This window comes from Aurantiacibacter marinus, from assembly GCF_001021555.1.
In the GTDB taxonomy this organism is placed as follows: Bacteria; Pseudomonadota; Alphaproteobacteria; order Sphingomonadales; family Sphingomonadaceae; genus Alteraurantiacibacter; species Alteraurantiacibacter marinus.
The window spans coordinates 739,012-750,748 of record NZ_LDCP01000002.1; the positions used below are offsets into that span (position 1 = coordinate 739,012).

Here is an 11,737-nt window from a genome sequence, read left to right on the forward strand (position 1 = left end):
ACCGCCTGCATTTGAGGTTTTACATTAATGGCACATGTCGCGCGCCAACGCCAACAAGGCCGCATCATCGGGCTGTGGAGCAGATTGCAGATCACGCCAGCCTCTGCCCGCAGCATCCGCGACGCGCGGCCCAATACAGGCAAGCGCGATCCGCGCCTTGTCCAGCCCGCGCCGGTCGCATTCACTGGCGAAATGCCGTGCCGCAGCGGCGGAATGGACAATCACCAGCGGATCAGAAGCACGCAAGCTTACTTCATCACTGCCAGACAGGGGCAAGGCGCGCACATCATAAACTGCCCGCGTGACCGTGGTGATCCCATCCGGCAGATCGAGCGGAACATGCTCTGATCCCGCCAATCGAAGGAACCGCATTTCGCCGTTTACGGAATCGATTACGGATTGAAGTCCGCCCGATCCGGTTTGGGCGACAGTAAACCCCGCATCGCGCGCGGCGGCAGCAGTAGCTTCTCCCACGGCATAGACAGGCAGCTCCAGCAGCTTTTCCAACGCGGCACCGCCGTGGCGAATGGCATTGGCGCTGCCGAGCAACAAGGCATCGAATTCGGCCGGATCCGGCATGTCCCAAGCCATTGGCACGACTTCAAACAGCGGCCTGCCGAGCACTGCCATGTTCAAGTCGCGCGCCGCCTGCAACGTTGACTGCAGACCGGGTTCCGGGCGAATTGCAAAGATCATTGCGGGCCGCCGAATACGGCACGAATGGCCGGAGTAGCACTTTCAAGAAGCTGGGCGGCAAGCTGTGCAGGAGCAGCAAGGTCTCCAGCCGCAAATTGCGCGCTAGCCTCGACCCGTTCTGCGCCGTCCATGCTGAAGATCGCCGCGCGCATCGTCAGTTCGCCATCCTTGTGGTCGCACAGAACCGCGATGGGTGAATGGCAATTGCCGCCCAGCGCCAGCAACAAGGCGCGCTCTGCCATTACCTCGGCGTAGCTGGGGGCGTGATTGATCGGAGCGAGCAATTCCTGGATAGCGGCATCATTCGTACGGCATTCCAGTGCAATCGCGCCTTGCGCCGGAGCCGGCAGCCAGTCGTTCTGGTCAAGCGGGTGACCGACAGCGTCCTCGCCAAGGCGGACAAGCCCCGCGGCGGCAAGGAAAGTTGCGTCGGCCTCGCCCGCAGCCAGCTTGCCCAGCCGCGTGGCAACATTGCCGCGAAAGGTCACGACTTTGCAATCTGGCCGGATGTGCAGCAGCTGCGCGGCACGGCGCGGTGCGCTGGTCCCGACAATTGCCCCTTGCGCCAGCGCCGCAATACTATCTGCACCGATCAACCGGTCGCGTTTGTCTGCGCGGGGAAGGATAGCGGTTAGCAGAAGGCTTTCGGGCCGCACCGTTTCCACGTCCTTCAGCGAATGCACCGATGCATCGATCAGCCCGTCCGCCAGCCACGCGTCGAGTTCCTTGGTCCACAACGCCTTGCCGCCAATTTCGGACAGCGGACGGTCCAGCACCTTGTCCCCGCTGGCAACAACGGACACCAGTTCGACGGCTTCTTCGGGCCAGCCATGGGCTTCGCACAGGCGGCGGCGGGTCTCTTCGGCCTGCGCCATGGCAAGGGGAGAGCGGCGAGTTCCAAGTTTCAGGAGTGGATATTCAGACATCGGTTTGCTTGCCCTAGCGAGCAGGACGGCTAAGGGAAAGTGCCATGACGCTGGTCCTCGGCATAGAAAGTTCCTGCGACGAAACCGCAGCTGCCCTTGTTACGGGCAAGCGCGTGATCGTGGCACAGGCAATCGCCAGTCAAGAAGCGGAACATGCGCCCTATGGCGGCGTGGTGCCGGAAATCGCTGCGCGCGCCCACGCCGAAAGGCTCGCCCCGCTAATCGAGAAAGTCTTGCAAGAGGCCGACGTGCAGTTGGCCGATTGCGATGCCATCGCCGCCACCGCCGGTCCGGGCCTGATCGGCGGAGTGATTGTAGGGCTGGTCACGGCCAAGGCGCTGGCCATGGCAACGGGCAAGCCGCTGCTGGCAATCAATCACCTCGAAGGGCACGCATTGTCCCCGCGTCTGGCCGACGCCTCTCTGGAATTTCCCTATGCGCTGCTGCTGGTAAGCGGCGGACATTGCCAGATCCTGCGTGTAGAAGGCGTGGGCAAATACCAGCGGCTAGCCACCACAATCGACGATGCGCTGGGCGAAGCTTTCGACAAGACCGCCAAGATCCTCGGCCTCGGCTATCCCGGCGGGCCAGCAGTTGAAAAGCTGGCTTTGCAAGGCGATCCGGCTGCAGTTCCGCTTCCCCGGCCCCTGAAAGGCAGCAAGGAACCGCACTTCAGCTTTGCCGGACTGAAAAGCGCAGTGTGGCGGGCCCACCAGTCGGATGAACATGCCGATGCCGATCTTGCCGCCAGTTTCCAACAGGCCGCGCTTGATTGCATCATCGACCGGACCCGGCGCGCGCTAGGCAGGATGGAACCTGTGACTGCGCTGGTCATGGCGGGCGGAGTTGCGGCCAATCAAACGATCCGCGGCGGGCTGGAACAGCTGGCAAGCGAGTTTGATCTACCATTCACCGCTCCGCCGCTCGCCCTCTGTACGGATAATGCCGCGATGATCGCATGGGCAGGAATTGAACGCTTGGCAGCAGGCTTCGATGCCGATCCACTCGACCTCAAAGCAAGGCCGCGCTGGCCGCTTGATCCGGATGCAGCACCCGCCCGCGGTGCAGGAGTGAAAGCATGATTGAAAGCACTGGTGAACCTTCCATCGGAGTTGTCGGCGCAGGCGCATGGGGTACAGCTCTGGCGCAGGCGCTCGCCTCGGACGGGCGAGCGGTAAAGCTCTGGGCGCTGGAAGATGGCCTTGCCGAGGCAATTAATGCCACGCACCGCAACGACCTTTATCTTCCTTCCGCCGCGCTTTCCGAAACAATCGAAGCGACCGGCGAACTGAGCGTAATGTCGAATTGCGACATATTGCTGCTGGTCACTCCGGCGCAGCATATGGGCTCCACGCTGGAACGGATGAACAATTATCCGCGCGATCTGGTGCTGTGTTCCAAAGGCATAGAGGCCAGCAGCGGACGCATGATGCAGGAAGTCGCACATGATGCTGCACCCGGCAGCGACATAGCAGTGCTTTCCGGACCCACATTTGCGCATGAAGTGGCAGCGGGCCTGCCTTGCGCGGTCACGCTGGCATGCGGCGGCGGCGAAGCGCAGTGGGACCGGATCAGCCCCGCCATCGCGCGGCAGAATTTACGGCCTTATTATTCAGACGATGTGATCGGCGCAGAAGTGGGCGGCGCGGTGAAGAACGTGCTCGCCATCGCCTGCGGCGTGGTGGACGGGCTGGGACTTGGCCAGAACGCCCGCAACGCGCTGATCACACGCGGCTTTGCCGAAATGCTGCGCTTTGGCGTGGCGCTGGGCGGCAAGCCTGAAACGCTGAACGGCCTGTGCGGACTGGGTGATCTGGTACTGACATGCTCCTCCACCTCCAGCCGCAATTTCTCGCTCGGCAAGGCACTGGGCGAAGGGATGAGCGCGGATGGAGCTCTCGCCGATAAACGCACAGTAGCCGAAGGCGCGCACACAGCGCCGGTGCTGCGCGATATTGCCCGCGCGCGGGGCGTGCAGATGCCGATTGTCGAGGCGGTAAACCATCTGCTGGAAGGCCGCAGCGCGCCTGATGTCGTCGCCGAATTGCTCGCCCGTCCGCTGAAAGCAGAGGGCCTTTCGCGTTGAGCGGAAACGCTCCTGAACAAATCCCGCCGGACGAAGAGCGCGAGGATATGAATGCGCTCGTCAAAGGCGGTCGCACCAATACTCTTGGCTTTGTCCTTCGCCTGATTGGCGGCATTCCTTTTCTGTTTATCGGATACCGGCTTTACGGGGTCGAGGAAATGGGCCGCTTTGCCTCGGCAGTCGTGGTTATCGAACTGTTCGCGCTCATCTGTGCATTGGGCGAGAAACGTGGACTGGCCCAGCGGCTGACCCAAGCGGCAAACGAGGACGGCCCGAAACGGACCAACCTGATCTACGATGCGATGTTCGCTTCTCTGGTGATGTCCGCAATCATCGTGACGCTGCTGGCCATCTTTCCTTACCCGATCTTTCCCAACGGGACGAGCGGGCGCTGGGATATGCTAATCATCGGCGCGATCCCTGCCTTTGCACTTACCGAGATTTTGCTGGCAGCACAGGCTTACCGTTTCGATATCGCTACCACCGTGCGCGCCCGCGCTGTCGTGGAGCCGTGGATGCGCTCTATTGCCGTGGTGGCTTTCTTCTTCATTCCCGCATTGCGCGATGGCGGTGTGGCGCTGGCTTATCTGGCAGCGGTCTATGCTGCCCTGCTGACAGCGGCCTGGTCATTCCTGCGCACTTATGGCCCGCCAAAAGGCTGGCGGCCGCGCCCGCAATATCTGGTGCGGCTGGTTGGCCAGGCTTTTCCGCTTGCCGGAGCGGATGTGATAGAGCGCGGTACGCGGCTGATGGACGTGTTCCTGCTTGGTCTGTTCACTTCGCCTACGGCGGTGGGCATTTACTACTTCGCCAAGGAAATCGCCAGCCTGCCGCAAAAACTGAAAACCAGTTTCGAACCGGTGCTTTCGCCCGTCATCACCAAGAATTTGAAGACTGGAAACTACGCCGCCATCGCCAGCCAGGTGCAGCAGGTCGGCTTCTGGATCATCGCGCTACAACTGGGCATTGCGCTAGCGCTGGCAATACCCGGCGAAGCGGTAATGGGTCTTGGCGGACCGGCAATTGTCGGCGGTACTGCCGCGCTTGCGCTGTTGCTGATCGCAGAGGCTGTGGCGTCGATGGCGGTCGTGTCCGAAGGCGTGCTGGTTTACATCGCCAAGAAGCGCAATCTGGGCATATCCATTACGGTGATCGTCTTGCAGGCCGTGCTGACCGTGTCGTTTATCCTGCTCGCCCGGCATTGGGGTATGGACGAGGGTTATCTTGCAGGCGGGGCCGCAATGGCGCTGCTGCTCGCGCTTGGTTTTTCCAGCCTGATAAAGGCGCTGCTCCTGAAATCTTTGCTCCAGGCCCCGGTCGGAAATCTGCGATGGGCGCTGGTCTGGGCGACCGGCGCTGCCGTGCTGATGGGGCAAGCTGCGATCCTGCTGCCGGAATGGGCCGAACTGGTGTTTGGCATACCCGCGATCATAGCCGTTTATGGCTGGATTATCTGGACGCGCGGATTCGGTCCGGAAGACCGGTTATTGTTCAGGAAAAGCAACAAGCTGGACGAGCAAAGTGGCTGATCGCCATTCACAAACGGTTCACCGCTGCGCAGCGAACGTGCGCGCCTACAGTGGGAGGACTTTATGCGACGGACCCGGGGAAATTGTCTTGCTATAGCGGTGCTTGCAGCCTTGACAGCTTGCACCACTGCAGGACCGGACAACAGCGGCACTTCAAGCGAAGCTGCGCCGCCACCTCGACCAGTTCCGCCGCCACCGCCGCCGCCCCCGCCACCGCCCCCTTCTCCTATGCAATCACTGAGTAGCGTAGCCCCAATCACTGTCTCCCGCTCAAGCTACACGCAGGATGCAGTCGCCGCGCAACCACCCGCTCAGCAGACAGATGTCACCAGCGCAGCCGGGCGCTATATGTTTGTCCCGCCGGTGCGGGTCCCGATAGAGCCAAGCCGCGAGCAGTATGACGGTGAAGAGGTTTCACCGGTCCAACTGGCGCTGTATGATCCGGTCAGCACCTTCTCCGTCGATGTCGATACAGCAGCCTATGCCAATGCGCGGCGCTTCCTGACGATGGGCCAGATGCCTCCTGCCGCAGCCGTGCGGACAGAGGAACTGATCAACTATTTTCGCTATGACTATCCCGCGCCGGAGGATGAATCGCAGCCATTTTCGGTAACCACGGACATGGCGATCACGCCGTGGAACCCCGGCACGCGGCTGCTGCGCATTGGTCTGCGCGGATATGATTTTCCGCGCAGCGAACGGCCGGCTGCGAACCTTGTGTTCCTGCTTGATGTGTCAGGATCAATGAATGCACCCGACAAGCTGCCGCTGGTGCAAACAGCGATGCGGCAATTGGCCGGCGAATTGCAGGATCAGGACCGCGTCTCCATCGTGGTGTACGCCGGGGCCGCCGGTATGGTGCTGGAACCGACGAACGATGCACGCGAAATAAGCAGGGCCATCGATTCCCTCAGCGCTGGCGGATCTACCGCAGGCGGGGCCGGCATCGAACTTGCCTATGACATTGCCCGCGGCAGTTTCATCGAGGACGGCGTGAACCGCGTTATCCTTGCCACAGACGGCGATTTCAATGTCGGCATATCTGACCGTGATGCCCTGATAGAACTGATAGAGCAGCAGCGCGACAGCGGCGTCACGCTCACCACGCTCGGCTTTGGCACGGGCAATCTCAACGATGCGATGATGGAACAGATCGCCAATCACGGAAACGGAAATTACGCCTATATCGACAGCGCAATGGAAGCGAAGAAGGTATTGTCGGAGGAAATGGGCTCAACCCTTTTCACCATTGCCCATGATGTGAAAATCCAGGTCGAATTCAATCCCGCGCTGGTGTCCCAATACCGGTTGATCGGATATGAAAACCGCGCTCTTCGCGAAGAGGATTTTGACAATGACGCCGTGGATGCAGGCGAGATCGGCGCCGGTCATCAGGTGACGGCGCTGTATGAAATCGTCCCCGCCGGCACCACCGGCTGGATACGTCCGCGCCGCTACGCCGACCAACCCAAAATCCCGCAAAACCGCACCGATGAAATGGCCTTCGTGCAATTGCGCTACAAACTGCCGGGTGAAGACACATCGCGCCTGATCGAACGGCCCCTGCCCGTCCGGCTGCTGACAGGTGCAGGCAGGGCGCGCGGGGATATGGCCTTTGCCAGCGCTGTTGCCGCCTATGGCCAGTTGCTGCGCGGCGACAGTTTGATGAACACGTTTACCTACGGCGATGCAGTTGCCTTGGCGGGAGAGCAGGATGGATATTGGCGAGAAGAGTTCCTGCAACTCGCCGCGCTTGCAGAATCACTCGACGGACGCTGATCCCGCGCGCTAAGGGCGGTCCATGGAATTCCTTCGCCGTCCACCCATTGCCATCGTTCTTGGCGCCTTTGTGATTTTTCTGCTCGCGCGGTTTGTTGCAGGCGCCGCCGCTGATGAATTTTCTGCACGGCTGGCAGCGCAAGCGCCGACTGTGATTGCGGCGGCTGGCGGGGCCGACCAGGTCGAGGCTTCGTTCCAGACACCGGGCGGACACCCAAGCCGGCATCCCGTGCTCATTGGCGGGGAACCGCTCGATGAAACGACCCGCGCCGATATCGCAAAGGCCGTTGCCGCCCTGCCCGGCGTCGGCGGCATCCGCTGGTCCGATGGCGGCATGATGGCCGTCAGCGGTGAACCGGTGTTCCGTCCGCTGCATTGCCAGGAAGACGTGCAGGCCCTGCTCCGCGCGCGCACGATCCGGTTCGAGGAAAGCTCCAGTCGCATGGATATCGGCAGCAGCGCGCTGATTGACGAAGTCGCTGCAGCGTTACGGCCCTGCCTTGGTGCAATTATCCGCATCACTGGCCACACGGACAATTCCGGGCCGGAACCGATCAATATCGAATTGTCTACCGAACGCGCCAATGCAGTGCGTTCAGCCTTGGTGCGCCGGGGAATTCCTGCAGACGGATTGCGTACAGCCGGCGTTGGCTCCCAGCGCCCGGTCGAAGGGCTGGACCCTGCCGACCCGGCCAACCGGCGCATCGAATTTGCGGTGATCGCAACTGATCCCATTAGTCCCACTCCTGTCGATACGCCAGCGCCGCGCTAGGCTGATCGCCAGATCAACGTCACGGTTGCGCAATACCCCCGTGCAGCATTAGGAAGCCAATCATGCCGATCTGGATGGAAGTTTTTGTACTGATGCTGCTCGCCTATGCGATAGGACTTGGCATTGGATGGACCATCTGGGGTCGCGCCGCATAACGGACCGCCCAGCAGAAAGAGAAAAACCCGATCATGCCCGAATTGTTGCAGCAATACTGGATACTTGCCGTTCTCGCGCTGCTGATCGGCGTGTTGGTGGCCTGGTGGATCTTCCATGCCTCGCGGCGCACAAAGGTTGAACTGGAGGACAAGCCGCAAGATGGCGGCACGGCAAAGCGCAATCAGGCATTGATTGATGCACAACCTGCAGCAGCAGCTGCCGGTCCGATCACCGCCGCTGCCAACAGTGACGCGGTCGCTGCTGCTTCAGCCGACGCCGATGCCGAAGCAGGCGCAGCGGTGCCTGCGCGCGAAGCCATTCGCAAAATGGCGGATGTCACGCCGGAACAGTCTGCCGAAGCTGAAACGGAAACCGAAGTTCAGGCGCAGTCACCTGCCACTCGGACTGACAACCCAATCGCATCGTCAAACGATGATCTTCGCCGCATCAAGGGTGTTGGACCAAAGCTGGTCACCATACTGTCTGATCACGGGGTCACCAGTTTCGCGCAGATTGCAGCATGGACCGATGCCGATATCGACAGGATCGATGCAGAACTGGGACGGTTTCAGGGCCGTATCCGCCGGGATGACTGGGTCGCACAGGCGAGGTTTCTCAAATCGGACGATATCGCCGGGTATGAAGAACGGTTCGGCAAGGTCTGACACACCGGTCTGGAGGGCACACGGGAACAAGACAGCGGGCCGGCGCGTATTAACGGGGTAAATGAACATAAGTTAGGTAATACCCGGACCAAAATTATGGCCACGCAAATTGAAACACGCCCGCAGAGTGTTCTCGTCGTCGAGGACCAGTTTATCATTGCGCTCGATATTTCGGAAACCGTACGGGATCTGGGCCACGAGGTCGAAGGTCCCTACGCCAATCGCGACCATGCTTTCATTGCAATCGATCAGAAGATGCCAGATGTGGCCATTCTGGACGTAATGACCGCTGATGGCGAGGTGTTCCCATTGGCGGATGCCCTGACAAAGGCCGGTGTGCCGATCATTTTCCATTCGGGCCACATCACGCCGGAAGATATTGCTGAACGGTATCCTGACGCAATGGCAGCCTCCAAGCCCTGCCCTCCTGCCGATCTTATCGACATGATAAACAAGGCATGCAGCCGCGCGAACTGAACGGCGCACCAACTGGATATTCCGCTACATAGCTTCTTGCCGTGCATCCGATGAAATTCTAGGGGCTGGTTTCAAAGGAGACTATTTGCATGGCCGACATGGTTCCGTTCGATTGGGCTGATCCGTTCAACCTTGATGATCAATTGTCCGAGGAAGAACGCATGGTGCGCGACGCTGCGCACGGATTTGCGCAGGGTGAACTTCAACCGCGCGTGATCGAAGCCTACTCCAAGGAAATTGACGCTCCGGAACTGTTCCCGCTGATGGGCGCCGCAGGCCTGCTGGGCGTGACCATTCCCGAGGAATATGGCGGGGCTGGGGCCAATTACGTGGCCTATGGCCTGGTCGCCCGTGAAATCGAACGCGTCGATAGCGGCTATCGTTCGATGGCAAGCGTCCAATCCAGTCTGGTTATGCACCCTATCCATGCCTACGGATCGGATGAACAGCGGGCCAGATACTTGCCTGGATTGGCGAGCGGGCAATTGATCGGATGCTTCGGCCTGACAGAGCCTGACGCGGGCTCCGATCCTTCTGGCATGCGGACTTATGCCAAGAAGGACGGCGACGGATATTCGTTGTCGGGCGCGAAAACCTGGATTTCCAACTCGCCTTTCGCCGATGTTTTCGTCGTATGGGCAAAATCCGAAGCGCACGGTGACAAAGTTCGCGGATTTATTCTCGAAAAAGGCATGGAAGGCCTGGCCGCGCCCAAAATCGGCGGCAAGCTGTCCCTGCGTGCCAGCACCACAGGCATGATCCAGATGGATGAAGTCAAACTGCCTGCAGACGCGTTGCTTCCCAATGTCGAAGGCATGAAAGGTCCGTTCGGCTGCCTCAATCGGGCTCGTTATGGCATTTCATGGGGCAGTATTGGCGCGGCCGAGTTCTGTTATTCAGCTGCCCGGCAGTACGGACTGGACCGGCACCAGTTCGGCGTACCGCTTGCATCAAAGCAGCTTTATCAACTGAAACTGGCAGATATGGCGACGGAAATCGCGCTTGGCCTGCAAGCTTCGTTGCGTGTCGGGCGTTTGCTCGATGAAGGGCGCTACGCCCCGGAGATGATCAGTGTTGTTAAGCGCAATAATGTTGGTAAGGCGCTCGATGTCGCGCGCACGGCGCGTGATATGCACGGTGGAAACGGTATTTCCGAGGAATATCAGGTGATGCGCCACATGGCGAACCTAGAAACCGTCAACACTTATGAAGGAACTCACGACGTACATGCCTTGATACTTGGGCGTGCTATCACCGGCATTTCGGCGTTCTAGGAAACCATCCTGTCGCATAGTGCTGCAAATGCGCAACACCCTCTGATGCATTGAAAAAATTTACTTCGCAGATGCGGAACATTCGGGCATTAGAGGCATTGCGTCCAGTAATGAGGGCGGGAAGAACTCCCGCGTGATTTGAAGGGAATACAATGAAAAGACTTCTACTTTCTGCGTCCGTTGTGGCGCTGGCAATTCCAGGGGTGGCGCATGCTGACCCCTACATCGCAATCAGCGGCGGCGTTGCCACCGCAGAAGATGCCGACAACAGCGGCGTTTTCACAGCCGACGTACCAAGCCGTGGTGGCACGGGCGGACAACCTGGCATTCCTGCCGGGACGGCCTATTCGTTCGACACCAATGCCGATCTCGGTTGGAACGTAGGCGGCCAGATCGGCTACGCGTTCGACAGCGGCGTGCGTATCGAGCTGGATGGCAGCTACGTAACGTATGACATCGAAAACCACCTCAACCCTGTGTTGGGCGGTCAGTCGATCAATGATCCGGACGTCAGCGTTCTGACACGCGGCGACTTTGTTGGCCTTTCGATTGGTGAACTGCTTGCAGACGGCCGCGGCGATGTTGAAAGCTACGGTGCTTTCCTCAACCTGCTGTATGATTTCGATCTCGGCGCAATCAAGCCGTATATCGGTGCCGGTGCCGGTATCTATGTGATCGACGTTGATTACATCCCAGGCGGCGCGCTCATCGCTGACGATGCAGACACCACTTTTGCCTATCAGGGCATCGCCGGTGTGTCTGGCCAGCTTTCCGATCGTGTTCAGCTGTTTGCCGAATACAAGTATCGCGGCCTGTTCGACGAAGCCGACATCACCAACCGTCTGCTTCCCGCAACGCTTGAAGTAGACACAACGCAGCACATCGGTGCTCTGGGTCTGCGGTTCATGCTGGGTGGTTCGCCCACTCCGCCTCCTCCGCCCCCACCGCCGCCACCTCCTCCGCCGCCACCTCCTCCGCCGCCACCCCCACCACCTCCGCCTCCTCCGCAGGCGCAGTGTAACACGGGCCCCTACATCGTATTCTTCGATTGGGATCAGTCGGACATTACGCCAGAAGCAGCGACCGTGCTTAACAGCGCTGTCACAGCCTACGGCGATTGCGGAACTGCACGCGTCATGCTTGCCGGTCACACAGACCGTTCGGGCAGCGTAACCTACAACATGGGCCTGGCAGAGCGTCGTAACGCATCTGTTCAGTCTTATCTGACAGGCCGCGGCATTCCAGCTGCTCGCATCGCAAGCGAAGCTTTCGGTGAAAGCATGCCACGCGTTGCTACGGCAGACGGCGTCCGCGAACTGCAGAACCGCCGCGTTGAAGTGACCTACGGCCCCGGTTCGGGCATGTAAGTCCAGCCTA

At 60.2% G+C, this 11,737-nt stretch carries 11 protein-coding genes; 9 read left to right on the plus strand and 2 right to left on the minus strand.

Going from position 1 to position 11,737, the window contains the following annotated elements; all coding sequences use genetic code 11:
• Positions 1–24: 24 nt before the first annotated feature.
• Entirely contained in the window at positions 25–696 is a 672-nt protein-coding gene (locus tag AB731_RS10035; protein ID WP_047093230.1) for a uroporphyrinogen-III synthase, read from the minus strand.
• Entirely contained in the window at positions 693–1,622 is a 930-nt protein-coding gene (gene hemC / locus AB731_RS10040) for a hydroxymethylbilane synthase (RefSeq protein ID WP_082126436.1), read from the minus strand. Before hemC ends, AB731_RS10035 begins: the two co-directional genes overlap by 4 nt.
• A 44-nt stretch (positions 1,623–1,666) precedes the next feature.
• Here hemC and tsaD point away from each other — a divergent pair, with 44 nt between their 5' ends.
• The 9 genes from tsaD (at position 1,667) to AB731_RS10085 (ending at position 11,727) form a co-directional block, all read left to right on the plus strand.
• Positions 1,667–2,704, plus strand: a complete 1,038-nt coding sequence (gene tsaD, locus AB731_RS10045) for a tRNA (adenosine(37)-N6)-threonylcarbamoyltransferase complex transferase subunit TsaD (protein ID WP_047093228.1) — start codon at positions 1,667–1,669, stop codon at positions 2,702–2,704.
• Positions 2,701–3,708, plus strand: coding sequence for an NAD(P)H-dependent glycerol-3-phosphate dehydrogenase (locus AB731_RS10050; RefSeq protein ID WP_047093227.1), 1,008 nt, complete (start codon positions 2,701–2,703; stop codon positions 3,706–3,708). The genes tsaD and AB731_RS10050 overlap by 4 nt, the downstream gene beginning before the upstream one ends.
• Positions 3,705–5,237, plus strand: a complete 1,533-nt coding sequence (locus AB731_RS10055; protein WP_331386697.1) for a lipopolysaccharide biosynthesis protein — start codon at positions 3,705–3,707, stop codon at positions 5,235–5,237. Before AB731_RS10050 ends, AB731_RS10055 begins: the two co-directional genes overlap by 4 nt.
• Positions 5,238–5,585: 348 nt before the next feature.
• Positions 5,586–7,016 (plus strand): vWA domain-containing protein, encoded by a 1,431-nt coding sequence (locus AB731_RS10060; RefSeq protein WP_231638906.1) that lies wholly within the window; start codon positions 5,586–5,588, stop codon positions 7,014–7,016.
• Between the two features lie 22 nt (positions 7,017–7,038).
• The gene (locus AB731_RS10065) at positions 7,039–7,788 is read left to right on the plus strand and encodes an OmpA family protein (protein ID WP_052768951.1); all 750 of its coding nucleotides are present in this window, start codon (positions 7,039–7,041) and stop codon (positions 7,786–7,788) included.
• 188 nt (positions 7,789–7,976) lie between these two features.
• Positions 7,977–8,609 carry a hypothetical protein gene (locus tag AB731_RS10070; protein ID WP_047093225.1) on the plus strand — a complete coding sequence of 211 codons (633 nt, stop codon included), beginning with the start codon at positions 7,977–7,979 and terminating at the stop codon, positions 8,607–8,609.
• 96 nt (positions 8,610–8,705) lie between these two features.
• Complete coding sequence (locus AB731_RS10075; protein WP_047093224.1) at positions 8,706–9,086, plus strand: response regulator; 381 nt, start codon at positions 8,706–8,708, stop codon at positions 9,084–9,086.
• A gap of 89 nt (positions 9,087–9,175) precedes the next feature.
• The gene (locus tag AB731_RS10080) at positions 9,176–10,360 is read left to right on the plus strand and encodes an acyl-CoA dehydrogenase (protein WP_047093223.1); all 1,185 of its coding nucleotides are present in this window, start codon (positions 9,176–9,178) and stop codon (positions 10,358–10,360) included.
• Between the two features lie 152 nt (positions 10,361–10,512).
• The gene (locus AB731_RS10085; RefSeq protein ID WP_047310214.1) at positions 10,513–11,727 is read left to right on the plus strand and encodes an OmpA family protein; all 1,215 of its coding nucleotides are present in this window, start codon (positions 10,513–10,515) and stop codon (positions 11,725–11,727) included.
• The last annotated feature ends 10 nt before the right edge of the window (positions 11,728–11,737 follow it).